This is a genomic window from Actinocrinis sp. (genome assembly GCF_035650855.1).
In the GTDB taxonomy this organism is placed as follows: domain Bacteria; phylum Actinomycetota; class Actinomycetes; order Streptomycetales; family Catenulisporaceae; genus Actinocrinis.
Genome location: NZ_DASRGV010000186.1, coordinates 17,576 through 42,636, shown reverse-complemented (window position 1 = coordinate 42,636; position 25,061 = coordinate 17,576). Strand labels below are relative to the sequence as shown.

General features: G+C 71.6%; 19 protein-coding genes and 1 pseudogene. 14 read left to right on the top strand and 6 right to left on the bottom strand.

Annotation, left to right across the window (positions count from 1 at the left end; translation table 11 throughout):
• The first annotated feature begins 2 nt into the window (after positions 1-2).
• From VFB40_RS13910 to VFB40_RS13900, 3 genes are all read left to right on the top strand, one after another.
• Complete coding sequence (locus VFB40_RS13910; protein WP_324850689.1) at positions 3-1,679, top strand: amidohydrolase; 1,677 nt, start codon at positions 3-5, stop codon at positions 1,677-1,679.
• Positions 1,680-1,856: 177 nt separating this feature from the next.
• A complete protein-coding gene (lnt, locus tag VFB40_RS13905) occupies positions 1,857-3,437 on the top strand; it encodes an apolipoprotein N-acyltransferase (protein ID WP_324850687.1) in 1,581 nt (526 codons plus the stop codon).
• A gap of 59 nt (positions 3,438-3,496) precedes the next feature.
• On the top strand, positions 3,497-4,279 hold the full coding sequence (locus VFB40_RS13900; protein WP_414642091.1) for a polyprenol monophosphomannose synthase: 783 nt from the start codon (positions 3,497-3,499) through the stop codon (positions 4,277-4,279).
• A gap of 329 nt (positions 4,280-4,608) precedes the next feature.
• Here VFB40_RS13900 and VFB40_RS13895 read toward each other — a convergent pair.
• Positions 4,609-4,950: pseudogene (locus tag VFB40_RS13895) on the bottom strand (RNA polymerase-binding protein RbpA); the annotation flags it as partial.
• A 377-nt stretch (positions 4,951-5,327) separates the two neighbouring features.
• Here VFB40_RS13895 and VFB40_RS13890 point away from each other — a divergent pair.
• A complete protein-coding gene (locus VFB40_RS13890; protein WP_324850683.1) occupies positions 5,328-6,821 on the top strand; it encodes an AbeC-like domain-containing protein in 1,494 nt (497 codons plus the stop codon).
• Here the strand turns inward: VFB40_RS13890 and VFB40_RS13885 are convergent.
• The 3 genes from VFB40_RS13885 to VFB40_RS13875 all read right to left on the bottom strand — a co-directional run bounded on the left by VFB40_RS13885 (position 6,757) and on the right by VFB40_RS13875 (position 11,870).
• Positions 6,757-9,519 (bottom strand): ATP-binding SpoIIE family protein phosphatase, encoded by a 2,763-nt coding sequence (locus VFB40_RS13885; RefSeq protein ID WP_324850681.1) that lies wholly within the window; start codon positions 9,517-9,519, stop codon positions 6,757-6,759. The genes VFB40_RS13890 and VFB40_RS13885 overlap by 65 nt on opposite strands.
• Positions 9,520-10,001: 482 nt before the next feature.
• Positions 10,002-10,541 carry a MarR family winged helix-turn-helix transcriptional regulator gene (locus VFB40_RS13880; protein WP_324850679.1) on the bottom strand — a complete coding sequence of 180 codons (540 nt, stop codon included), beginning with the start codon at positions 10,539-10,541 and terminating at the stop codon, positions 10,002-10,004.
• 312 nt (positions 10,542-10,853) lie between these two features.
• The gene (locus VFB40_RS13875; protein ID WP_324850677.1) at positions 10,854-11,870 is read right to left on the bottom strand and encodes an aldose 1-epimerase family protein; all 1,017 of its coding nucleotides are present in this window, start codon (positions 11,868-11,870) and stop codon (positions 10,854-10,856) included.
• A 332-nt stretch (positions 11,871-12,202) separates the two neighbouring features.
• On the opposite strand from VFB40_RS13875, the gene clsA reads away from it, so the two are divergent.
• From clsA to VFB40_RS13835, 8 genes are all read left to right on the top strand, one after another.
• Positions 12,203-12,802: a cardiolipin synthase ClsA gene (gene clsA, locus VFB40_RS13870; RefSeq protein WP_324850675.1), complete on the top strand. Its 600-nt coding sequence runs from the start codon at positions 12,203-12,205 to the stop codon at positions 12,800-12,802.
• 166 nt (positions 12,803-12,968) lie between these two features.
• The gene (locus VFB40_RS13865) at positions 12,969-15,464 is read left to right on the top strand and encodes a sugar phosphate nucleotidyltransferase (protein ID WP_324850673.1); all 2,496 of its coding nucleotides are present in this window, start codon (positions 12,969-12,971) and stop codon (positions 15,462-15,464) included.
• Positions 15,465-15,671: 207 nt separating this feature from the next.
• Complete coding sequence (gene gcvH / locus VFB40_RS13860; protein ID WP_324843288.1) at positions 15,672-16,064, top strand: glycine cleavage system protein GcvH; 393 nt, start codon at positions 15,672-15,674, stop codon at positions 16,062-16,064.
• A gap of 221 nt (positions 16,065-16,285) precedes the next feature.
• The gene (locus VFB40_RS13855; RefSeq protein ID WP_324850671.1) at positions 16,286-16,816 is read left to right on the top strand and encodes a double zinc ribbon and FHA domain-containing protein; all 531 of its coding nucleotides are present in this window, start codon (positions 16,286-16,288) and stop codon (positions 16,814-16,816) included.
• 215 nt (positions 16,817-17,031) lie between these two features.
• A complete protein-coding gene (locus tag VFB40_RS13850; RefSeq protein WP_324850669.1) occupies positions 17,032-18,480 on the top strand; it encodes a MerR family transcriptional regulator in 1,449 nt (482 codons plus the stop codon).
• A gap of 294 nt (positions 18,481-18,774) precedes the next feature.
• On the top strand, positions 18,775-19,239 hold the full coding sequence (locus tag VFB40_RS13845) for a bifunctional nuclease family protein (protein WP_324843285.1): 465 nt from the start codon (positions 18,775-18,777) through the stop codon (positions 19,237-19,239).
• A gap of 398 nt (positions 19,240-19,637) precedes the next feature.
• Positions 19,638-20,195: a MerR family transcriptional regulator gene (locus tag VFB40_RS13840; RefSeq protein WP_324850667.1), complete on the top strand. Its 558-nt coding sequence runs from the start codon at positions 19,638-19,640 to the stop codon at positions 20,193-20,195.
• A gap of 41 nt (positions 20,196-20,236) precedes the next feature.
• Complete coding sequence (locus tag VFB40_RS13835) at positions 20,237-21,169, top strand: SanA/YdcF family protein (protein WP_324850665.1); 933 nt, start codon at positions 20,237-20,239, stop codon at positions 21,167-21,169.
• Positions 21,170-21,222: 53 nt separating this feature from the next.
• On the opposite strand, the gene VFB40_RS13830 is transcribed toward VFB40_RS13835, so the two are convergent.
• Positions 21,223-22,002, bottom strand: a complete 780-nt coding sequence (locus VFB40_RS13830) for a methyltransferase domain-containing protein (protein ID WP_324850663.1) — start codon at positions 22,000-22,002, stop codon at positions 21,223-21,225.
• 204 nt (positions 22,003-22,206) lie between these two features.
• On the opposite strand from VFB40_RS13830, the gene VFB40_RS13825 reads away from it, so the two are divergent.
• On the top strand, positions 22,207-22,887 hold the full coding sequence (locus tag VFB40_RS13825; RefSeq protein WP_324850661.1) for a lysophospholipid acyltransferase family protein: 681 nt from the start codon (positions 22,207-22,209) through the stop codon (positions 22,885-22,887).
• A gap of 26 nt (positions 22,888-22,913) precedes the next feature.
• Here the strand turns inward: VFB40_RS13825 and VFB40_RS13820 are convergent, their stop codons facing one another.
• Positions 22,914-24,251 carry an aminotransferase class I/II-fold pyridoxal phosphate-dependent enzyme gene (locus tag VFB40_RS13820; protein WP_349261470.1) on the bottom strand — a complete coding sequence of 446 codons (1,338 nt, stop codon included), beginning with the start codon at positions 24,249-24,251 and terminating at the stop codon, positions 22,914-22,916.
• Positions 24,252-24,290: 39 nt separating this feature from the next.
• Here VFB40_RS13820 and VFB40_RS13810 point away from each other — a divergent pair, with 39 nt between their 5' ends.
• Positions 24,291-24,977 (top strand): pyridoxamine 5'-phosphate oxidase family protein, encoded by a 687-nt coding sequence (locus tag VFB40_RS13810; protein ID WP_324850659.1) that lies wholly within the window; start codon positions 24,291-24,293, stop codon positions 24,975-24,977.
• Positions 24,978-25,061: the final 84 nt, after the last annotated feature.

The window sequence follows — 25,061 nt, the reverse complement described above, 5'->3', positions numbered from 1 at the left end:
GCATGACGGCAACGGCTCTGCTGCGAAACGGCGCCATCTACACCCCTACGGATCCGTTCGCGACCGCGATGGTCATCGAGAACGGCACCATCGCGTGGATCGGCTCGGAGGGCGCGGCCGAAGCGCACGCGGGGTCGGTGGACGAGTTGATCGACCTGCACGGGGCGCTCGTCACCCCGGCCTTTGTGGACTCGCACGTGCACGCCACCTCGACCGGCCTCGCGCTCACCGGCCTTGACCTATCCGGGTGCGCCTCGCGCACCGACGCGCTGGACCGGATCGCCGCGTTCGCCGCTTCGCTTCCGGACGACGCAGTCGTACTCGGTACCGGCTGGGACGAGACCACGTGGGATCACGGCACGCCGGACGGGCGCGAACCGCTCACCAGAGCCGAGCTGGATCGCGCGGCGGGCGGTCGCCGCACCTACCTCTCCCGCGTCGACGTGCACAGCGCCGTCGTCTCCAGCGCGCTGCTCGACGCAGCTCCGGAAGCCCGCACGGCCGCCGGATACGCCGAGGACGGCCCGCTCTCGCGCGACGCCCACCACGCGGTACGCGCCGCTGCCCTCGGCTCTGTCACCGCCGCTCAGCGAGCTGACGCGCAGCTCGCCGCGCTGCGCCGGGCCGCCGAACTCGGCATCGGCGCCGTCCACGAGTGCGCCGGTCCGCAGATCTCCGGCGAGGACGACTTCGCCGGCCTGCTCGCGCTCGCTGCCGATCCGAGCACTGCCAGCCCCTACGTATTCGGCTACTGGGGAGAGCTGACCGACCCGATCAAGGCCGTCGAACTCGGCGGCGTGGGCGCGGGTGGCGACCTGTTCATCGACGGCGCGATCGGCTCACACACCGCTTGTCTGCGCGAGCCCTACGCCGACGCGAGCGAGTCAGGGCTCGGCGGCGCGACGAAGGCTGGCTACGCAGGTGCGGCATACCTGACGGCCGAACAGATCGGCGCGTTCCTGGTCTCCTGCGTCGAGGCGCAGGTACAACCCGGCTTCCACGTCATCGGCGACTACGGGCTCGACTTGCTGGTCGCCGGGCTCGACCTCACGCACGAACTGGTGGGGGAGAAGCGGCTGCGGGCCATGCGGGTGCGCGCCGAGCACGCCGAGCTGATGGACAGCGAGCACATCAAGAAGTTCGCGCACCATGGCGTTGTCGTCTCGGCGCAGCCCGGATTTGACGCGGCCTGGGGTGGGACCGACGGCATGTACGTCCAGCGCCTCGGACCCGGCCGCGCGCTCGGCATGAACCCGTTCGCGGCCATGACCGCGGCAGGCGTCGTGCTGGCGTTCGGCTCCGACTCCCCGGTCATTGCGCTCGGCCCATGGGAGGCAGTGCGCGCCGCGGTCTTCCACCGCACCCCGGCCTCGCGCATGACCGCGCGCGCCGCGTTCGCAGCGCACACCCGCGGCGGGTGGCGTGCGCTGAACCCGGCCGCGGCGGGCGTGCCGCAGGACGAGACCGGCGTGCTGGCACCCGGAGCCCCGGCGACGTACGCCGTGTGGGAAGCCGGGGACCTGATCGTGCAGACCCCCGACGAGCGGGTCGCCGCGTGGTCCACCGACGAGCGGGCCGCAGTACCCGGCCTGCCCGATCTGACGCCCGGCCTCGACCTGCCGCGTTGCCTACGCACCGCGGTCCGCGGACGTCCGATCCACGACCTGCTCGCCGCCTGAGCTCAGCGGGGCGGCCGGTAACGACCTGATCAACCGGCGTCTCAGGCAACGGCTGTACACTTCCGCGAAGTGGACACGGTGCCAGCCTCGATAGAGAGCGTGAGCGAGGAATCGCGGACGCGAAGCCGCCGCCTGCCCGTCCCGCGGCTGCGCCGCCCGCGCTGGCACAGACCACACTTGCGCAAACCACGACCCGGCCTGCACTGGCTGCCCCAACTGGCCGCGATCGCGCTGGGGTTCCTCCTCGTCGCCGCCTTCCCGCCGATCGGCTGGTGGTGGCTCGCGCCGATCAGCGTTGCCGGCTTCGTCCTGTGCGCGCACAACGCGGCGCGCCTGCGGGCCCGCCGCGGCCTGCGTCGGCCCGCCGTTGCCGCGGCCTGGTGCGGCCTGTGGTTCGGGCTCGGCTTCTGCTTCTTGTCCTTCAAGTGGGTCACGACCGTCGGCACCGACGCCTGGATCGTGCTCGCCATCGTGGAGGCCTTCTACTTCGTGCCGCTCGGCGCGGCCACCGCGGCGGTCGGCCGGCTGCGCGGCGCGGTGCTCTGGCAGGCGCTGCTCTGGGTCGCCGAGGAGGCGCTGCGCGATCGCTGGCCGCTGCAGGGCTTCTCCTGGGGCCGGCTCGCCTTCAGCCAGAGCCACACGGTGCTCACCCCGCTGGCCGCGCTCGGCGGCGCGCCCCTGGTCACCTTCGCCACCGCGCTGGTCGGAACCACTTTGGCGGCCGTGCTCCTGACGGCGTATCACGTCCTGCGTTCTGGCACCGAGACCTCGGCGCGGCGCGCCTTGAGCGCGGCGGCGGGCTGGGTCGTGCTGGCGGTGCTCGTCCCGCTGGCCGGAATTCTGACCCCGCTTCAGACGACCGCCGAGAAGCCCGTTCAACTCGCCGCGATCCAAGGCAACGTGCCGCGCACCGGTCTCGATGCCTATGGACAGGCCTCGGCGGTGCTCGACAACCACCTGAACGTCACGGAGCAGTACGCGGCCGAGGTTGCCGCCGGAAAGCTGCCGCAGCCGGCCGCGGTGTTCTGGCCCGAGGACTCCGACGACGTGGACCCCTTCCAGGACCCGATCGCGTACGCCGCGCTCACCCAGGCTGCCCAGTCCGTCCACACCCAGGTTCTGGTCGGAACAGTGGTCCTGCTCGGCAAGGGGCAGGCGCGCAACGAAGGCATCGTCTGGGACCCGGTCACCGGTCCGGGCGCCACCTACGCCAAGCGGCACCTGGTTCCGTTCGGCGAGTACATCCCGTACCGCTCGCTGCTGACGCGGTACATCTCGGAGCTCGGCCGCGTCCCGCGCGACGACGTTCCCGGTGACAAGCCCGGCATGCTCACCGTCGGCGGCGTGCGCATCGCGGACGTCATCTGCTTCGAGGTCGCCTACGACGACACGGTGCGCTCGTCGGTCAACAGCCAGACCGGGGTGCTGGTCGTGCAGACGAACAACGCGACCTACGGCTGGAGCGGGCAGCCGGAGCAGCAGCTGGCGATCACCCAGCTGCGCGCGGTCGAACACGGCCGCCCGGTGATGATCGCCGCCACCAGCGGCATCTCCGGGTACATCACCCCGGACGGCAACATCCGCCAGGAGACGAAGCAGTTCACCCCGGCGGTGGTCGCCGCCGAGGTCACCCCGCGCACCGGGCTGACCCTCGCCGACCGGGTCGGCGCCTGGCCTGAGCTCGCGATGGCCGCCGCCGCGCTCGCCGCGTGGGCGCTGGGCGTGGCCCGTGCCAAACGCGACTCAAAGCTCCGATAATCTATCCGCCTCGCGATCGCCGCCGTCTCGCGCCCCGATCCCCGCGACCGCCACCGGCAATGAAAGGCCCGCACGTGACCGCCGCCCAGACCCTTGTGATCATCCCGACGTACAACGAGTCGGAGAACCTGGAGCGGATCGTCGCGCGGCTACACGAACACAATCCCGAGGTACACGTGCTGGTCGCCGACGACAACAGCCCCGACGGCACCGGCGAGATCGCGGACAAGCTGGCGGCCGAGGACGGCCGCGTCCAGGTGCTGCACCGCAAGGGCAAGGAAGGTCTTGGCGCGGCCTACCTGGCCGGGTTCCGCTGGGGCCTGGACGCCGGGTACCAGGTCCTGGTGGAGATGGACGCCGACGGCTCACACCGGCCGGAGGACCTGCCGAAGCTGCTCGCCGCGCTCGACGAGCAGGGCGCGGACCTCGTGCTCGGCTCGCGCTGGGTCAGCGGCGGGCGGGTGGTCAACTGGCCGAAGTCGCGCGAGGTGCTCTCCCGCGGCGGCAACCTCTACGTGCGGCTGGCCACCGGGATGAAGTTGCGCGACGCGACCGGCGGCTTCCGCGCGTTTCGCCGGGCGACCCTGGAAGGGCTCGGCCTCGACGGGGTCGAGTCGGCCGGCTACTGCTTCCAGGTGGACATGGCCCGCCGCGCGGTCCGGGCCGGGTTCCGGGTGGTCGAGGTGCCGATCACCTTCGTCGAGCGCGAGTTCGGCGTCTCGAAGATGTCGGGCAACATCGTGGTCGAGGCGCTGTGGCGCGCCACAGTGTGGGGAGTCCAAGACCGCACGGCGAAGCTGACCCGCCGTGGGGCGAAGAACAACAAGGCGAAGAACAACTAGCGAGCAAGCCGGTTCTTGTCCCGCTGGACGGGACAGGTGCGTCGCACGTGCGGGTGTCCCGCTGAGCGGGATACGTGTGCGGCGCGTCGCTGCGGCTGTGCGTTCGGCTGCCTCGGGGTTGTCCCGCTGGACGGGACAAGTGCGCCGCCCGTGCACCGCCCGGCGCCACCCCGGTCGGGCTACTTCTTGACCGGGGCCTTCTTCGCCGGGCGGGCCGCGGACTTGCCCGCGGTCTTCGTGGTCGGCGCCTTGGACGCGGGCGCGGCGCTCGCGCTCTTCTTCGTGGGCGCCACCTTCGCGGCCGGCTTGGCCGGGGCGGGGATCGGCGGGGCGTAGCTGATTCCGCCGGTGCGCAGCACCTCGAGGCGCTCGGCCAGGACCTCCTCGAGGTCCGCCACTGTGCGCCGCTCAAGCAACATGTCCCAGTGCGTACGGGACGGCTTGCCCTGCTTCTCCTCCGGGGCCACGCCGTCCACGCGCAGCGCCTGCGCGCCGCACACCCGGCACTCCCACGTCGCCGGGACCTCGGCCTCAAGGGCGAACGGCATTTCGAACCGGTGGCCGTTGGGGCAGCTGTATTCCACATCCTGGCGGGGCGCGAGATCTATGCCGCTGTCCGTCTCGTAGCTGGTCGCGCCGAGCCGCGTGCCCCGAAGCGCTCGCTCGCTCATCGTCCCGTTTCCTCCTGCCTGCGGCGCGCGCCGCAGCGCCTTCCGCATCGTCTCTACCGTGTATGCCCAACGTCGCGGCGCGCCGTCTTGTTCCCCCGCAGGTGCCGCAACGCGCAGCGAACCATCGACAGCTACGCCATACCCGGACATAAGTCTTCGAATCCCGCCTGTCGAGCGGATGGCGCCCACGTCCTGGACACGCTGGGACGGCCGCGCCGCCCCGTACCGTCCGGCGCCGGACCCGGCCCGGGCCCGCAGCGCGGACACGGTAGAGCGTCTGAGTGGCAAACTGTTGGTCAAATGCGCCGGGAGACGCCGCAGGCAGCGCCGCTACAGGCGACAATGGAGGCGCTGTCAAGGAGTAGAAGGGCGAGCCGATGAGCGGCCCCGCCGTGGAGCCGCAGCGGCCTGCGGACCAGGACGCCACCCGCTACCTGTGCGCGGCGGCCCACGTCGATCCCGAGTTCGCCCGCCGCGCGGTGCGCGAACTGCTGGTCGACGAGCACCGGCTCCCGGTGGCGCATCCCGAGCTCGACCTGCCCACCGTGCTGCGCCACTGCATCGCGGCGCGCGCCCGCAGGCTGTACCGGGACGCCGCGATAGTCGTCATCCTCGCGCTGGCCGCCACGGTCGCCGGATGGAGCATCGCCGCCTGGTACGTCTCCCTGGCCGGCCTGTGGCTGATCCTGCGCACCACCCGGCGCCCCGCGGCCGGTCCGGTCGCCCGCAACCTCGGCCTGCTGGCCGGGCTGCTGTGGGGCTTCGGCGCCCTGATGCTGCTCAGCCTCGCCGTCACCAGCTGGGATCCGTTCGGGCTGCGGGAGACCTGGCGCCTGGCGATCCCCAGCGCGACCGACGCGGCGGTGCGGCTCGGCGCCCCGGCCGCGGCCGCGCTGTGCTGCTGGCTGGCCACGCTCACGGACGAGATCGCCGCGTACATCACCGTCGCCGAGCGGCTGCGCCGCGACCGGTTCACGCCGAGCCGCTGGCTGTCCGCCGAGCCGGCCTGGGCCCAGCACGCCCTCGGCGTCCTCGGCGAACGCCTCGCCGACGGCCGGCTCGAACAGCACCCGGTGACCGACCCGGCGAACCCCTTCATCGGCGCGGGACCTCAGGTACTGCGCCGCCGCTGGCTGGTCGACCTCGGCCCGGCCGCCTCGCGCTCCGGCTCCTTCGACGTGGCCGACCTGCTCGACCGGATCTCCGAGCGGCTGGCCGACGGCCTCGGATCGCTCGACCCGGCCGACCCGTCCGAGAAGGGCGGCACGGTCCTCATCGACGACTGCGCGATCTCGACGGTCCCCGCGCTCGCCACCCGGCTCGGCGACAACGAGGTGCGGCTGCTGCCCGACGCGCCCGATCCCTCTCAGCGAGGCACCGGACCGCGCGTGTTCCGCCGCGTGCGCATCGGCGGCGACCCAGCCGGGCTGGCCGTAACCGGGTACATCAACGCCACCGCCGGCGCGGGGCTGCTGCAGGTCGAGCTCTACGGCCACGTCCTCGGACCGATCGCCCAGCGCTACCGCGTCCCGGACCGCACCGCGCCGTTCGACGCCGCCACCGCGTTCACCTGTGCGGTACGCGCCCTGCGGAAACTGCCGACCGCCGTGTTCACCGCTCCGCGCGGGTTGCTGCGCACCGCGGGCGACCCGGTACGCCGTCGCCGCCACCGCTCCCTGCTCGGCCGCGCTGCCGCCTCAGGCCTCACGGTGACCGCCGGCGCACGTTACGACCTGCGCGAGGCGGTGGCCGCCAAGACGGGTACCGACCGCTTCGCCGACGAGGACGCCAACCTCTACCTGGCGGTCATCGAGCGGCGGGTGCGTGAGGAACTGCGGCCGCTGCTGCCCGCCGGCCGCCCCGAGTTCTGATCGCCGGGGTCGGGCCCGGCTCCTCGCGCGCGTCTTCCGGCGCGAGCGGTATCGGCACCTGGGTCTCGTGCGGGTTCGCGATCTGCGCCCATACCACCTTGCCGTTGCCCGTGGGCCGCACGCCCCAGCGCTCGGAGAGCGTCTGCACGATCATCAGCCCGCGGTGCCGCTCGTCGGTCTTGTCGGTCGGCGTGGGCCGGGCCAGCCTGCCGTCCCCGTCGGCGACCTCGAGCAGCAGCAGCCCGGGCCGGCGGCGCATCCGCAGCTCCATCGGCGTGCCCGCGTGCTCGACCGCGTTGGTCACCAGCTCGCTGACGATCTGCAGGACCGAGTCGGTCAGCTCGTCAAGGCCCCAGTCCGCGGTGGTCTTCTTCGCGAACCTGCGGGCCGCGCGCGCCGCCTCAAGCGTGGGCGAGAGGGTGATCGCGGCCTTCTGCGTCGCCGCCGGATGCGCCGCGACGAACAGCACCGCCACGTCGTCGTGCTCGGCGCCGGTCAGCATCGCCTCGGCCAGCCGCGCCGCGCCTTCCTGCACGTTGACCGGGGCCTCCGGACTGCACAGCCCGCCGAGCACCGAGCGCAGCTTGCCGAGCCGGTCCTGCAACGACTGGTCCCGGCACTCGACCAGTCCGTCGGTGTAAAGCAGCAGCCGCGCGTTCTCCGGCAGCGGCTTGACCGCGTCCGCGAACACCGCGCCGTCCACGCCGAGCGGCATGCCCAGATCCGCTTCCAGCAGGTTCACCGAGCCGTTCGGGCAGACCAGCGCCGGCGGCAGGTGCCCGGCGTTGGCCCAGCGCACCGTGCCGTCGCAGGGGTCGTACACCGCGTAGACGCAGGTGGCGATCTGCTCGTGCGGCAGCCGGCACACCAGGTTGTTGAGCTGGTCGAGCACCTGGGCCGGCGGCAGGTCCATCACCGCGTACGCCTGGATCGCCGCGCGCAGCTGGCCCATCACCGCCGCCGCGCCGATCCCGCGCCCCATGACGTCGCCGATGACCAGCGCCACCCGGTCCGCGGACAGCGGTATCACGTCGAACCAGTCGCCGCCGACGCGGGCGCCCTGCTCTCCGGGCAGGTACGCGGTGGCCACGTCCAGGTCGCCCATGCGCGACGGCGCGGCCGGCAGCAGGGAGCGCTGCAATCGCATCGCCGTCGTGCGCTCATGCCGGTATAGCCGCGCGTTCTCCATCGCGCTGGCCGCCTGCGCCGCGATGCCTTGAGCCAGCTGCTCATCGCGCTCGGTGAAGATGCCCGCGTCCGGATGGCCGAAGTAGAACGAGCCGAGCACCTCGCCGTTGGCCGCGATCACCGGCACGGAGAGGAAAGACCGGACCGGAGGGTGCCCGGCGGGCATGCCGTGGTGCGGAGCACTCGCGCCGTACCGCGGGTCGCGCGTCACATCGGAACACCGGACGGTCGCGCGGTTCGGCGGGTTGCTGGCGAACAACGCAGTACCCTGCGGTTGCTCGAGCCGCTCGAAGCTCTCCGGGGGCGAGCCCGCCAGCGCGTACCGCCGCCGCGGCGCGCCGTCCTCGCCGTGCGCGGTATAGAAGAACACGCCGAAACGCGCGCCGACCACGCTGGTGGCCGCCTCGATCGCGTGTTGGACCAGCTTGCCGAGGTCCAGCTGCCGGGCCAGCGACTGGCCCACCGAGTACAGCGTCTCGACGATCCGCGACTCCTGCGCCAGCCGCTCCCGCTGCTCGCGCAGCGCCGACTCGACCGAGGGGCGCGGCTGCATCGACCAGCCCGCCGCGCTGTCGGCCGAACCCGGCAGGATCGGGCTGGCGTGGTACCGCTCGTCGAGCGCTGACGCGGCCTCGGTGCGCGGCATGACCCGGCCCACCGGCGGCGCGGGATCGAACAGCGGCAGGTGGGCGAAGGGAGCCAGGGTGGCGCACAACGCCTCGGCGACCGCGCCGAAGCGGTGCGCGGTGACCGTGTCGATCGGCACCCGCGAGAAGATCACCGCGCTGAACAGCTCGCCGCTCGGCAGGATCCCGCCCAGGCCCAGCGCCGAGGCCACGCCGTGCGCCTCGACGAGCCACTGCGCCGGTACCAGCGGGGAGCCGGCCACCTGGGAAACGAGGTGGACGGCGACCCGGGCCGGCCTGGGCTCGCCGTGATAGGTGACCTCGCCCTGCGCGAAGTCGCCGTGAGCGGCGGGGTCTCCGCGCCAGGCGTCGGCGCTCGACCGGCCGGTATGCGGCGGATGCGCGGCGCGCTGCGGGTCCGCGCCGACCAGGTGGTCCATGACGGTCAGGCCGAGCGGCACCCGGCGCACCACCTCGGTGCCGGCCAGCGGAAGCGCCTGGTGGTCGCGGGAGGCGTGCCGGTCGCACCAGGTGGGCCGGTCGCCGAGGGTGGCCAGCAGCGCCAGGCAGCGGGTGCCCTCGCCGCTCGCCCCGGGCGCCATGCGGGCCAGCGCGTACGAGCGCAGCTGCGGGGTCAGCAGCTCGAAGCGGGTGGTCTGGAAGAGCCGCACCAGGACGATCGCGGACTCGCCCTCGGCGGAGAGGAAGGCGCCGCGCATCGCGGCCACCGCCTGCCGGGCGGCCCCTTCCATCGATCCGGCCTGGTCGCCGCAGCGGGCGATCGTGGCGGCGAGCGCCGCGATGCGCTCCGGGGCGAAGACTACTTCCGGAGAGTGCGCCGAGAGCGCGCCGCGGTGAACGCCTAGCCCGACTCCGCCAGCCACGGGGTCCACCTGAGCGCCTCGCCTCCGCCCGATCCGGGTACAGCCACGCGGTGAAGGTTGTTCCCGCGGCGACGACGATCCAACCGGCGCGCGCCGCGGACGCCGGTCCGCGGGCTCACGGGCTCCGGGCCGGGTCCAGCTCCGGCGCCCGCGTGGTGTTCCACATCATCATCGCCTCTTCGGCGCCCGGCGACAGGGGCTTTCGCCGGATCGTTCGGAAAGGTAGAGGAGAGTGAGCGCCGGAAGATCCGGATTCGTACCGAAACGCGGCAATGCAGAGGGGCGAAGTGCAGGCACGAGGAGTAGGCAGGAAGCGCAGGCAGGGAGAGGCGGGACGAAGAGCGCGCACACGAAGGCCGCGCCGCGCATCGCCGCGACTGGGGGGCGGGCGATGCACGGCGCGGCCGTCAACGAACCTCGCCGCGTACCGGGCCGGGCCGGTGGGTGTGACCGGCCCGCCGGAGCGGGTCATCCCGGGCGGATCAGACCTCGGAGATTATCGTGCTCAGCTTCTCGAGCTTGGTGACGACCAGCTCGTACTCCTCGTCGGTCAGCGTCTTGCGCACGTTGCGCTCCAGGCTGCGGATCCGCCGCTTGGCCGTGTCGAAGGCCTCCTGGCCCATCGGGGTCACCGTGGTGGTGATGACCCGCCCGGCGCCCGGGTGCGACGTGCGCGCGATGTAGCCCTTGCGCTCGAGCGCCGCGACCAGGCCGACCATCGCCTGCGGCGTCACCTGCACGGAGCGGGCCAGGGTCGCCGACGACGCGCTCTTGAGGTGGATCAGGGCCTGCAGCACCCCGTACTGGGCCTCGGTGAGGTCGACCTCGTCGAGCACCCGGTCGATCTGCCGGCCGAGCTCGCGGTTGGCCCGCGTCAGCAGCCAGGACAGGTACCCGCTGGCCGGCCGGTAGGCCGACTCCTGCGCCCGCACCTGCTCCGCCTCCGCCACCGCCCTGGCGCGGCGCGCCGACCGGCCGCCCGAGACCGGTAACAGGCTTGATTTCTTAGTAGCTGTACTCATTACTGACCCCTTCGCATCCTGATGCACTACTCAAGACGGGCTTTTCGCAGGGCTTTGACGATGTGCGCAACCATCGCCCCGCGCGCCCCAGCTGCTCCGATGCCCCGTCCGTGCGGTCCGGGGGAGCGCACGGGACCGCGCCGTCGCTCACTCTCCAGGCCATGATAAACCCGAATGGAGCAGCCAGGAACCATAGTCAGAAAAAACACTGATATCAGCGAGCATGAGATCAAGGCACTGGACGAGACGGCCTGCGAGTTGTTACCCTGACGCCCCGTCAGTTCGGGTTCCGCATGCACATGCGGATGCACCTCAACCCGCGTGAATTCCCCACCGGTGGCCAACCGTCACACCAGGTTCCAGGCGGATCAGATCCGTGCCGCTGTTGAAAGCGTCCGGCGGGCAGGACATGGGCTCAACAGCCACGGCGGCGCGGTGTCTTTCCCCGTCGAGCGGGTCCGCCGTGAATACCTGGATCCATTCCAAACCACGGTCCATCCACAGGGTGACGCGCCCTCCGCCGGGCTCGCTGAGCCGCACCCTGCCGATGCCGTCCAATTCCCTTTGCAGGCCTCCGAACGCGGTATCGAGCCGGCTTTGGCCGAGCTGCCGCGCAGTGCGGAAGTCGTATCCGCTGCCATCCACGTCGGCGAGGCCCACCGGGTTCATCCGCTCGTCGACCTGGACCCAGTGCTGTGCGGGCACGTGCAGCGTCCACTGGTCGGCGGCGTCCGGCTCCGGCGCCACGCCCGGCAGCAGGTAGGGGTGCGCCGCATAGCCGTAAGGCGCCGCGTTCTCGCCGACGTTTCGGGCCGTCACCTCGACTTCGAGCCCTGCTTCGGACACCGCGTAGGCGGCGGTCAGGTCGAGGATGTGCGGGTAACCGGGGTGCGGGTGGAGCCGGAGGCCCAGCACGACCCGTTCAGCTGACTGCTCCTCAACCCGCCAGGTCGACCACCGCACCAGCCCGTGGATCGCGTTGCCGCGGGCGGGTTCGGTCAGGTCGAGCTGCCGCTCTTCCCCGTCGAAGCGGTAGTGCCCGCCGGCGACCCGGTTCGGCCAGGGCGCGAGCAATTGGCCGGCGCCGCCGTGCGCCGCTTCGTGCGCCGCGAAACCGTAGACCAGCGGCCGGGGTTCGCCGCCGCCGAGGAATTCCAGTTCCCGAAGTCCGGCGCCGACCTCGGTGACCGCGGCTCGATATCCGCCGCCGGCGATGGAGAATTGCCGCCCCGTCGGATAGGCCCCCGGCGCGCCCGGAACCGGGCCGGTCCCGTTCCCCGCAATTGCATCCGCCCTGGGCGCCCCGGACGCCGTCTTCGCTGAGTCCATGAGCGAATACTCTTCCATACCGGGCGCGGACGCAGACGCGGCAGCCGGAAAAGGACGACAGCCGCCCGCGGGCCACGCCAAGGGGGGAGAAGCGTGGACGCGCGGACGGCTGTGCTCTGTGCTCGCGACCGCCGATGGACGTGTCATCTGCCGGCCGGTTCGCTCTCAACGCTACGACCCGCTCATGCTGGCCGGAAGGCCGCGGCGCGGGCTTTGGCACAAGCTTTGCCCGTCCTTGGCATTAGACAGGTCTGGTCGTCGGACCACCGCGCCGCCCGCCACCTTCCCGCCACCTGCATCCGCGACGTGCGGCAACCCGTAGACTTCGCGCCATGACGGAGCCGACGCCGGGCGACCAGGTCTGGACCATCCCCAACGCGCTCAGCCTGCTGCGACTGCTCGGCGTGCCGCTGTTCCTCTGGCTGATCCTGCAGCCGGTCTTCCACGGGCCGCACTACGACGGCTGGGCCATCCTCCTGCTCGCGGTCAGCGGCGCCACCGACTACCTCGACGGCAAGATCGCCCGCGCGTTCGGCCAGGTCAGCCGGATCGGCCAGCTGCTCGACCCGGCGGCCGACCGGCTCTACATCCTCGCCACCCTGGCCGGCCTGGCGGCGCGTCAGATCATCCCGGTGTGGCTCGCCGTCCTGCTGGTGGCCCGCGACCTGCTGATGGGCATCCCGCTCGCGATCCTCCGGCGCCACGGCTACGGCCCGCCGCCGGTTCACTTCCTCGGCAAGGCCGCCACCTTCAACCTGCTCTACGCCTTCCCGCTGCTGCTGCTCGGCGACGGGACCGGCCTGCTGCACGACGTGGCCGGCGAGGTCGGCTGGGCCTTCGCGATCTGGGGCACCGCGCTGTACTACCTGGCCGCCGGCCTCTACGTCGTGCAGGTCCGCAGGCTGACCGCGCCGCCCGACCGCGCCGTTTGACGGCCCTCCGCGGCCCGCCCTCCCGCCCGCGCGTGATCTTGGCTACATCCGTCCTCTCGCGCCGCCCGGCTGATTAAGGGAGATCGAACGGGGGAGGGAAGAGGCGACGGGGGCGACCGCGCGCCTTTCGCGCGCCTTTGATTCGGGAAAGAGGACCCAGCGGATCATGAAAGCCGTCGTAATGGCCGGGGGAGAGGGGACCCGGCTGCGACCGATGACCTCCTCGATGCCGAAGCCGCTGCTGCCCGTGGTGAACCGCCCGATCATGGAGCATGTGCTGCGGCTGCTCAAGCGGCACGGACTCACCGAGACCGTCGTCACCGTGCAGTTCCTCGCCTCGCTGGTGCGCAACTACTTCGGTGACGGCGAAGAGCTCGGGATGAGCCTTTACTACGCGAACGAGGACACGCCCCTGGGCACCGCGGGCTCGGTGAAGAACGCCGAGGCGCAGCTGGAGGGCGACAGCTTCCTGGTGATCTCCGGGGACGCGCTCACCGACATCGACCTCACCGCGCTGATCGAGTACCACCGCAAGAAGGGCGCGCTGGTCACGGTGTGCCTGACCCGTGTGCCTGACCCACTGGAATTCGGCATCACCATCACCGCCGAGGACGGCCGGGTCGAACGGTTCCTGGAAAAGCCGACCTGGGGGCAGGTCTTCTCGGACACCGTCAACACCGGCATCTACGTGATGGAGCCCGAAGTCCTCAGCTACATCGCGCCGGGCGAGCAGGTGGACTGGTCCGGCGACGTCTTCCCGCGGCTGCTCGCCGAAGGCAAGCCGGTCTACGGCTATGTCGCCGAGGGCTATTGGGAGGACGTCGGCACTCACGAGTCGTACATCAAGGCGCAGGCGGACGTGCTCACCGGAAAGGTCGAGGCCGAGATCGACGGCTTCGAGACCGCGCCCGGGGTGTGGGTGGCCGAGGGCGCCGAAATCGACCCGGCCGCAGTACTCAAGGGCCCGTGCTACGTCGGCGACTACTCGAAGGTGGAGGCGGGAGTCGAAATCCGGGAACACACGGTCATCGGCTCCAACGTCGTGGTGAAGACCGGGGCGTTCCTGCACCGGGCCGTCATCCACGGCAACGTCTACGTAGGGCCGCAGGCCAACCTGCGCGGCTGCGTCGTCGGCAAGAACACCGACGTGATGCGCGCGGCCCGGATCGAGGACGGCGTCGTCGTGGGCGACGAGTGCCTGATCGAAGAGGAGTCGATCCTCGCGGCCGGCGTGCGCATTTACCCGTTCAAGACGGTCGAGGCCGGCGCGGTGGTCAACACCGACGTCATCTGGGAGCAGCGCAGCCAGCGCTCGCTGTTCGGGCCGCGCGGGGTGAGCGGCGTGGTCAACGTCGAGATCACCCCGGAACTCGCGGTCCGCCTCGCCAGCGCCTACGCGACCACGCTCAAGAAGGGCGCGACGGTTACCGCAGCGCGTGATGGCTCGCGCGCCGCGCGTGCGCTCAAGCGTGCAGTCATCGCGGCACTTACATCGAGCGCGCTCAACGTGCGCGACCTTGAGTGCGTGCCGATGCCCGTGGCGCGGCTTCAGACGGCGCGCGGCACAGTCGGCGGCGTCGCGATCCGGACCACGCCCGGAGTGCCGGATTCGGTCGAGATCCAGTTCCTCAACTCGACCGGAGCCGACCTCTCGCCGGCCGCCCAACGCAAACTCGACCGGGTTTACTCGCGCGCCGAGTTCCGCCGGGCGTTCCCCGGCGAGATCGGCGATCTGGCCACTCCGTCCCGGATCTTTGAAAGTTACGTGCAGGAGTTGCTCAGCCGGGTCGACGTGTCCGGTGTCGCGGAGTCCGGAATGAAGATCGTCGTCGACTCCGGCGGCGGTTCCGCGGGACTTGTGCTGCCGGCGCTGCTCGGCCGGATCGGCGTGGACGCGTTCACCGTCAACCTCGGCATGGACGAGGCGCATCCGACCGAGTCGCCCGCCGAGCAGGCCGCGGCGCTGCGCCGGCTCGGCGAACTGGTCTCCTCCTCGCGCGCCTCGGTGGGCGTCCGGTTCGACCCGGTCGGCGAACGCATCTGGCTCGTGGACGAGACCGGCGCGCGTATCGACGACGAGCGGGCGCTGCTGGTCCTCATGGACCTGGTGGCGGCCGAGCGGGTCTCGGGCACCATCGCGCTGCCAGTAACGACGACACGTGTCGCTGAACAGGTCACCGAATTCCACAAGGTCGGCATCGAGTGGGTTTCTACCGCACCCGATGAATTGACCCGTGTCGCCGCGCAGAAGGGCGTGATCTTCGGTGGCGACGGACGTGGCGGTTTCGTCATCCCGGAGTTCCACGCCTCGCTCGACGGCATCGCGGCATTCACGCGGCTGCTCGGCCTGCTCGCGCGTACGCACCTGACGCTGTCGCAGGCAGACGCTCGCATCCCGCGTGCGTATGTGCGGAGGATGGACGTACCGACGCCGTGGGCCGCCAAGGGCATGGTGATGCGTACTGTCGTCGAGGCCGCGCAGGACCGGATTCTCGACACGACCGACGGCGTACGCATCGTCGAAGCCGACGGCCGCTGGACGCTCGTCCTACCCGACCCCGCAGAGGCCGTCACACACCTCTGGGCAGAGGGACCCGACCCCGAATCGGCCGACGAGCTACTCGGTCTGTGGGCGGCTGTCGTGGAACAGGCGGGTGCGTAACGGGCGCATAAGGCAGGGCGCATAAGACATATGTCGGGCCGACCGGCCACAGGCACTGCGGCTGTGTGGTCGGTCGGCCTGGCCACCGTGTATGGTCGCGACACCAGCTACCTGACAGTACAAACCACGGACGCGCGGCAAGGGGGCGCTCCGGCGAGATCCGCCGGGCACCGGTCCGCGGCCCTGAACCAGCAACGGAGCAGCGCAGTGGCCACGGCCGACATCCCCGAGGACCTGAAGTACACCGCCGAACACGAATGGGTGAGGGCGGACTCCGGCACGGTGCTGCGGGTCGGCATCACCGACTTCGCGCAGGACGCGCTCGGCGACATCGTGTTCGTCACCCTGCCCCAGTCCGGGGCCGAGATCCAGGCCGGCGAGCCCTGCGGCGAACTGGAGTCCACCAAGTCGGTCAGCGACATCTACGCGCCGGTCAGCGGCACCGTCACCGCCGTCAACGGCGCCCTCGACGCCAACCCGGAGCTGGTGAACTCGGACCCTTACGGTGAAGGGTGGATGTTCGAGGTCGAGGTATCCGGGCCCGAGGCGCTGGACGGGCTGCTCGACGCCGCCGGTTACCGCGCCGTCGCCGAGAAGTAGCCGACGGATCGGGAGAAGGGCGGCGGGAGGGTTCAGTGGCGCTGTTCGGTCGGTTCGGCCGCGGCCGGGGCGATAACCCGGCCCCTGCGGCGCCCGGCGGGTCGGTTGACCCGGAGCCGGACGGACGCCTAGGTTTCGATGCGTCGCCGCCTCCCGCTCCCGGCGGCGCCCACAGCCAGTCACGAGCTGCCGCGCCGGAGCCGCGGCGGGAGGTCGGATCGATGCCGTTGTGCGCCCGCTGCGGGCACGCCAACTCGGAAGGCAGCCGTTTCTGCTCCAACTGCGGCAACCCGCTGGTGCCCGGGGCGGTGCCGGTGGACCCTGTCTCCGGCGAGCGGCCCGCGGAGGTGACGTCGACCCTCGCCCTCGGCGCGGTCAACCTCACCGACACCGGGGAGCCCGCCGCCGGGGAGCTGGCCGACCCGCAGGCCGGTGTGACCGAGAGCCTGTCGGCCGGCACCGCCCTGCTGGTGGTGCAGCGCGGGCCGAACGCGGGCAGCCGCTTCCTGCTCGACACCGAGGTCACCTCGGCCGGGCGCGCCCCCGACAGCGACATCTTCCTCGACGACGTGACGGTCTCCCGCAGGCACGCGGAGTTCACCCGCGCCGCGCAGGGCTACCTGGTGCGCGATGTCGGCTCGCTCAACGGCACCTACGTGAACCGGGAGCGCATCGAGGAAGTCCTCCTCGCGGACGGCGACGAGGTCCAGATCGGCAAGTACCGGCTGGTGTTCCTCACCGGAGGCCGTTAGTGCCTCGGCGTTGGCCGGAAGGGCGCTAAGCAAAGCGGTAAAGCGGCGGCGCGTGGCGTGGACGCGCGCCCGCGGCACCCGGCAAGCTGGGACGACCGGGCCGGATCCGGTTCGACCGGCGGTCCTCCGATCCTGTCGGCGGCCCCCGACATACTGGATCCGGAAGCGGTGAGGGCACCGAGCACCATCTGGCACCACGAGGACCGGGAGACACCATGGCGGGCACGCGAGGGTCGACGAACGGTAGTGGGGCCGGCACGCGCACGGCGCGCAGTGCGGCCGAGGGCCGGGCGGGCACCGGGGCGCGGGCGCACACCGCGGCCTCGTCCTATGGCCGCGTGAGCCGCCGCACCCTGACCATCGGCGAGGCGGCGGCCGCGCTGTCCGCCGATTTCCCCGGCGTCACGGCGGCGGCGCTGCGCCGGATCGAGGCGGCCGGGCAGTTCATCCCGGCACGCAGCTCCTCGGGCTACCGCCGCTATTCGGAGGCCGACCTCGACCTCATCAGGATCGTGCTGTCGAACCAGCCCGCAGCCGCGGTGTCGGATCCAGCAGACGCCGGGCATCCGGATCCCGGCGCAGCGGGATCCGATTGGGCAGGCAGCCCCGACGCCGCCGACCTTTCCGGCGCCGAGCATCCGCTGACTCACCCGGCCGCCGGGCAATCCGCGGCCGAGGACGAGTTCGCAGCGGTCGGCGCGCCTGGCCAGGCCGCCGCAGCCGCGCGCCACACGGGCCGCGGCATGGCGCGTACCGGCCGGTCCGCCTCCTCGCGGGTCCCGGCGGCGCGCTCGGCCGCGGTGGACGACATGCAGGGCGTTGCGACTCGGCGTCAGGCCGGCCGGCTGCCCGCGGACGCGCTCTTCGACGTCCCGGCGGCCAGCGGTGGGAAGCCGGTCGCCGGTGTGCCGCAGCAGGGCCCGGCGGGTCTCGAGCACCAGTCGCAGTGTGCTGACCTGACCGACGCGACAGCAACCGTGCCCGGTGCCGCGCCCGCGTCCGCCCGTATCGACTCCGCCGCCAAAGCCTCCGCAGCGGCCGCACCGTCTCAGACCGCACCGTCCCCGAACGGTCGGGCCTTGAACGGCACGATCGCCAAAGGCTCAGCCGTGCACGGCTCGGCCGCCACCAGCACGATCGCGAATGGAGCCGCGACTTCCACGGTCGCGAATGGCGCGGCCACCAACGGCCCGGTCGCAAACGGCTCGGGCACCAATGCCGCCGCGACGTCCACCGTCGCGTCCCGTCGCGCCGACCGTCGCTGGCCCGACCCCGAATTCTTCGCGCCTGACCTCGGCGAGGTGGCCCTGGACCGGGACCAGTTGGCAGCTGCGGCGCGCACGGACCGGGCCTGGGTGGACGGGCTGGTGGAGTACGGCCTGCTGTCCGGGAACCGGTCGGCCGGCGGCGCGGACCTGCTGGTCGCCCGCGCGGCAGCGGAACTGGCCCAGTTCGGCATGGAGCCGCGGCACCTGCGCGTGGTGGCGGCCTCGGCCGCTCGCGTCGCGGAACTCATCACGTCGGCGACCTCGCCCGGCCCCAGCCGTGACGCGGCCCGGCGGGAGCGCACCCTCCTTGCCGGACCCGGCCGCGGTGCCGAGGCCGCGGCAGCCGCGGTCCGCCTCCACGCCGCCCTCGTCCGCGCTGCGCTCCTGCGCGGCTGACGGCCGACCCGCGGCGCTGGCCCCATCGACGCCGCCCTCTTCCGGGCCGCCACGCCGACGTTCGCCGCTTCGCCCTCTTCGCTGCTTCACGTGCTTCGCCATGGACCATCTCGGGAGCGCGCCCGGGAGACTCGGATTCCCTAGCCTCCTCGACTGGTTTTCGCGCTTTCTTCCCGCTTCTCTTCCTGCTCCGCGACGTGCTTGGGACGTGCTCCCGAAGCGTTTCGGCCCCCAGGCCTTGGAATCAACCGGCTGGAGCGGTTGTGCGCCCCGGCGCGCGCTAGGGTGTCTATCGTGAACGAACTCGACGTTGTCGGCGTTCGCGTCGAACTGCCGTCCAATCTGCCGATCGTGCTGCTCCGGGAGAGCTCGGGGGAGCGGTTCCTGCCGATCTGGATCGGCCAGGGCGAGGCGAGCGCGATCGCGGCCGCGCTTGAGGGGGCCGCGCCGCCCCGGCCGCTGACCCATGACCTGTTCCGCGACACCCTCAAAGCGCTCGGACGGCGGTTCACCGCGCTGCGGATCACCTCGCTGCGCGGGGGCACCTTCTTCGCCGAGATGGTCTTCGACGGCGGGGTCACCGTCTCGGCCCGGCCCTCCGACGGCATCGCGATGGCGCTGCGCTGCGGGGCGAAGATCTTCGCCGCCGAGGAGGTGCTCGCCGAGGCCGGCATCCTGCTGCCGGACGACCAGGAGGACGAGGTGGAGCGGTTCCGGGAGTTCCTGGACCAGATCTCGCCGGAGGATTTCGAGGCCTGATCCAACCGGCGCGATCCCGGTCGCCCGGCGTGGCGAACGCGGTGGTCGTTGACGCGGGGAGGGGCTACTGCGTACGGTCGGCAGAGCCTGCCACGAAGCGTCGACAGCGTCGCGGGCGCTGCGATGGGGTGGTAGGGCGGCCGTCCCGGCGGGCCGGGTCACCGGTTCGGAGGGTTTGCCGGACCGGCTCCACATGGGAAGACCACTGTGGGAAGGCCGCAGTGGGAAGGCCACTGACGGGGCGGGTTTCCGGCCGAGGGCGCGAGAGCGCTGCGGCGGCCGGTGGTGTGGGTCGGGCGGTGCGCGGTATACGACAGACGGCGAACGAGAACGGCAGACGGCACCTAAACGCGGTAAGCAGTCAGCGGTAAGCACGACGTGCGGAACGGAGGTCGGCGTTGAGCGCGGTTGCCACCGGTGCGCGGGGCGCTGCCCCGGATCCGTTCGACACTTACGGGTACCGGGGTACGGTCGCGTGTGCTGCGGCGGGGATCACCTACCGCCAGCTCGACTACTGGGCCCGGACCGACCTGGTGCGACCCTCGCTGACCCCGGTGCCGGGCTCAGGCGCCGGCCGGTTGTACAACTTCCGCGACATCGTCATTCTCAAGATCGTCAAGCGACTGCTGGACACCGGTGTCTCACTGCACAACATCCGTGCGGCCGTCGCGCACGTTCACGCGCGCAGCAGCTCGGAGCTCGCCGGCATCACCCTGATGAGCGACGGCGCGACCGTGTACGAGTGCACCTCGGCCGAGGAGGTCGTGGAGCTGGTGCACGCGGGCCAGGGCGTGTTCGGCATCTCCGTCGGCGCCGTGTGGCGTGAGGTCGAGGCGGTGCTCACGCAGCTGCCCGGCGAGCCGGTGGACGGCGCGGCCGCCGATCCGCCCGCCGCGCTGCTGAGCCACGGAGTCGTGGACGAGCTGGCACTGCGCCGCCGGTCCCGCGCTGTGTGAGTCGCAACCGCTAAGGCAGCAGCCACAGTCCCTTCCAGCAGGTGACCGTACGGGTCGAGGCGGGCTGCGGGGTGGAGGCGGCGGTGACGCAGATTCCTGATGACGGCGGCCATGATGGCATCGGCGGCGTTGGTGGAGTTAATGGAGTTGGCAGTGTTGATGGCGTTGACAGTGGACTGACTGCTGGGGGCGGGGCGGAGCAGAAGCGGGCGGACGCTGGCGATGAGCAGGCGGGCGCTGCGGCGGAGCGGCTGCCGGAGGAGCGGGTAGGCGCCGAGGGTGACCAGACGTCCTCGCGCGCGGCGGTTCGGCGCCGACGACTGCGGCGGACCTACCAGCTGATCTGCGTCGCGACCGTGCTGTTCTTCCTACCGGTGTCCTTCGTACGGCTCAGCGGCGACCAGTACGTCCGCTCCGTCTCCACCGTTCCAGCCGAGCCGGTGGGCATCGTGTTCGGCGCGGCGGTCTCCGGCGACAGCCCGAGCCCCTACCTCGCCTCACGGCTCGACGTCTCGCTCGCGCTGTGGCGGGCGCACAAGATCAAGGTGTTCCTCGTCTCCGGCGACAACTCGACGCCCACCTACAACGAGCCCAAGGCCATGCGCGACTACCTCGAGGCGCACGGCGTGCCGAGCCGGCTGATCGTGCTCGACTACGCCGGATTCGACAGCTGGGAGACCTGCGACCGGGCCAAGCGGGTCTTCGGCGTCACCCGCGCCATCGTCGTCAGCCAGTCCTTCCACGTGCCGCGCGCGGTGTACCTGTGCCGCGCGGCCGGGATCGAGGCCTACGGGGTCGGCGACGGCGCCGCCGGCTGGCGGCTCGGCCACGACGAGTACCTCAACGACGATGCCCGCGAGATCCTGGCCGGGGCGAGCGCGATGTACCAGGGCGTCTTCACGCCGGATCCGACCTTCCTCGGCCCGCAGGACACCGGGATCGCAGACGCGCTGCGTGCGGCGGCAGGAGGCTAAGTCAGCAGCGGCGGGGATCGGTAAAGGGCGGCCAAGGCCTCGGCGCAGCGCCGCTAAAGCGCGGAGGCGCGATACAGGAGCGGACGATCCGGGCACGGCAGAACCCGGATCTCCTCGATGTGGAACCCGGCCGTCGCCATGCACTCGACGATGGTCGCGGGGGAGTACCACCACGCGGTGACGGGAAGCGTCGACCCGTCGCGCAATCGGTAGTGCTCGACGTACGAGTCGCCGTCTGACAGGTTCCGGGCAGCCGGTTCGTTCGCGCCCGGTGTTGCGGCGGGCGCTTCGCGGGTGTCCCGCTCGACCACGACCAGCGGCGTTCCCCGGCGCAGCACCCTGCGAGCCTCGGTCAGCAACCCGACGATCAGACAGGGGTGCGCCAGATGGAGCAACAGCCGGTGCGCGACGGCCGCCGTGCATTGTGCTCGGCGCAGCGGGATTCGGCCGCGCGTGTCGGGCATCGTGCGTACAACCCAGGCGTCGCGGAAGCGTTGCGCGCCGATCCGGTGCATCGTCGGGGAGACGTCGAACGCGTAGACGCGCAGCCAATGACGGTCCGCCAGGTACTGCGCCAGGCCGCCGAGGCCGCAGCCGAGGTCCAGGACCGTGCCGTCCGGCCGTCCGGAGACGCGCTTGGGTTGCGGCGGGCGTACCGCGTCGGCGAGGACCGGCCAGAGCGTGTCGCGTTCCGCCTCGTCGTCGCGTTCCGCGTAGGCCGCCGCGACACGCGGATCGGTCCAGCGCGTCGCCGGCCTTCCGTCCGGGCCGAGCGGTGGGCGGTCACGCGGCAGACGGGACGGGAACACCCGCCCCGGCAACGGCGCGCGCATGGTATTGATCATCAGGTCGCCATCGACGACAGGCGCTGTATCGAGCACAGTGAACGTGAGGTTGGCAGACGAGACGCGGCTGGTGCGACACTGCGCCGGACGTGTCGGGCGGCTGTCACCCGAACGAGGCTAGGCCGTATCCTTCGATTCCGGCCCGCTCGCAGACACGGACAACGGCGCCGTGACGGACTAGAGAGGCGTGGCGTGTTCTACGTGGTGTTGAAGGCACTGACGACCCGCTTGACGCTGCTGATCTGGCGGCCGAAGATCGAGGGCCGGGAGAACATCCCCAGCCACGGGCCGGTGATCCTCGCCTCCAACCACCTCTCCTTCGTCGACTCCCTGCTGATCCCCATGATCACCCCGCGGCGCGTCGCCTTCATCGCGAAGGCGGAGTATTTCGAGACCAAGGGCGTCAAGGGCGCCATGATGAAGGGGTTCTTCACCGCCATCGGCGCCATCCCGGTGCGGCGCGGCGACCATCGCGCCGCTAAAGACTCGCTAGACCAGTCCTTGGCCGTCATCAACAGCGGGGGCGCCTTCGTGATCTACCCCGAGGGCACCCGCTCGCTCGACGGCCGGCTCTACCGGGCCAAGGTCGGCGTCGGCTGGCTGGCGCTCAAGTCCGGCGCGCCGATCGTGCCGCTCGCGGTCCAGGGCACCCGCGAGGTGCTGCCGGTCGGCGCGAAGATCCCGAAGATCGTCCCGGTCACCGTGCGCTTCGGCGAGCCGATCGACGCGACGAAGCTGGACTTCCCGGGCGAGCCGGTGGCGGAGAACTCGCGGGCCCGGCGGGTGGTGGCCGACGCGGTCATCGAGCAGATCCAGAAGCTCTCCGGGCAGGAGTACGCGGGCGTGTACAACGAGCGCCCCGCCGAGCTCTGATCTCGACCTCGCGCCGTGACGGCGCGTCAGCTCCAGCCGGTGCCGGGGTCGGGCGGCTGGTGTACGGCCGTCGCCAGCGCATCCGCCACGCGATCGGACTGACTCGGATCGAGTACCGCGCTCGTGACGCGCAGGCCCGGTGCGGTACGGATCCGGAACCACGCACCGGGAGCGGCAGCGAATCCCGCCGCCAGCAAAGCGCTGAGCGCGGCACTCTCGTCCGGGACCGGCACCCACACGTTCAGGCCGCTGCTTCCGTGAGCCTGAACGCCCCGTTGCATCAACGCATCGATCAGCGCGGTACGGCGCTCCGCGTACCGCTCCCCGGCGCTGCTCACCAGCTTCTGCGTCGCGTGATCGGCAAGGGCATCGGCCCACGTCGTCTGGATGATGCGGCTCACGTGCCGTGCGGTATGGCGCAGCCGGCCGGCGATGAGGTCGTGAGTAATCGCGTCCGCGGACAACAGTGCGATACGCAGGTCCGGACCGTAAGACTTCGACGCGCTGCGCAGATAGGCCCAGTGCCGCGTCGCCTCGGCCAGCGAATACGGCGGACCCGGGGTCACGTCCGCGCCGTGATCGTCATCGATCGTCAGAACATCGGGATAGTCCCGCAGCACCGCGCGCAGCTGCCTGCCACGCTCCTCGGTGATCGCGGCGCCGTACGGGTTCTGCGCGCGGGTGGTCACGATGAACGCTTTCGCGCCCGCCGCCAGCGCCTTGGCCAGCTCTTCCGGATCGGGGCCGGCGTCGTCGACCGCGACCGGCAGGGGCGTGAGCCGGTCCGCGGCCAGCAGGTCGAGCAGATGCGCCCAGCCCGGGTCCTCGACCGCCACCGTGTCGCCCGGCCGAAGATGCGCGGTCAGCAGCCGGTCGATGCCGTCGAGCGAGCCGAAGGTGCAGGCCAGGTGCTCGGAGTCGATGCCGTCGCGGGAAAGGATGCGCTCGGCGTGACGGCGCAGCGCGGGATCAAGCACCGGTTCGCCGTAAAGGTGTGGCCGCGTCACCGGTCGAGGGTTCAGGTGCGGTAACAGCGTCGGGTCCGGGTTGCCCGTGGACAAGTCCACCGTCCCCAACGGCAGAGCGAGCGCGCGGCTGGCCGGACTGGTCGCCGGGCGTTCACGCACCAGCGTGCCGTTGCGGCCGCGGGTCTCGACCGTGCCGCGGTCACGCAGCAGCCGGTAGGCGCTCGCGGCGGTGTTCGCGTTCACGCCGAGCTGCGCGGCCAGCTCGCGAACCGGGGGGAGCGCGGCGCCGGGCGTCAACCGGCCGTGCGTGATCGCCGCCTCGATGCTGGCGGCGATATCGCTTGCGCGGGCCCCGGCGACCTCATAGTCTGCGACCCAGGAGCTTTGTTCCAACACAAAATGTATTATGTATTAGAACAATAGAAGGGGCAAGCGGTGGCGGCGACAGACAGCGGATACACCCAGGACGAGTACATACGGACCGAGCGCAGCACTCCGACCCGCTACGCGTCGCGCGCCAGCTACGACCGCGCCGCGGTCCACGCGGTGATCGATGAAGCCCTGGTCTGCCACGTCGGCTTCATTCGCGACGGCGCCCCGGTCGTGCTGCCGACCGTACACGCGCGCAACGGCGACACCTTGTACATCCACGGCTCCTCCGGCGGGCGTTTCTCCCTTCTCGACGGCGAACCGGTCGGCGTGACCATCACGCTGATCGACGGCCTCGTATTCGCGCGTTCGTGGCTGCACCACTCGGCCCCGTACCGATCGGTGGTCATCCACGGGACCGCCCGCGTCGTGCGGTCCGAGGAGGAGAAGCTCAGCGCCATGGCCGCGCTGATCGACCACGTCGCCGAGGGCCGGTCGAAGGACACCCGCCCCGCGTCCCGCAAGGAGCTCGCCAAGACCGCCATCGTGGCGATCGAGCTCGACGAGGTCTCGCTGAAGGCACGCGGCTCCCAGATCGGCGAGGAGCCCGAGGACCTCGACCTGCCGTACTGGGCCGGACACATCCCGCTCAGGCTCGCCGCCGGCGCACCGGTCCCGGACGAGAACCTCGCGCAGGGCGCGCGGATACCGGATTATCTGGTCGGCTACTCGCGCGGGGGAATTCAGGCCTGACTCGGCGCGGCGCGGGAATCGGCGCAGCGCCGATCCGGTTGACTTCGGGTGCCGTCGCAGTCGGCTCCCGGCAAGGGAGCTGAC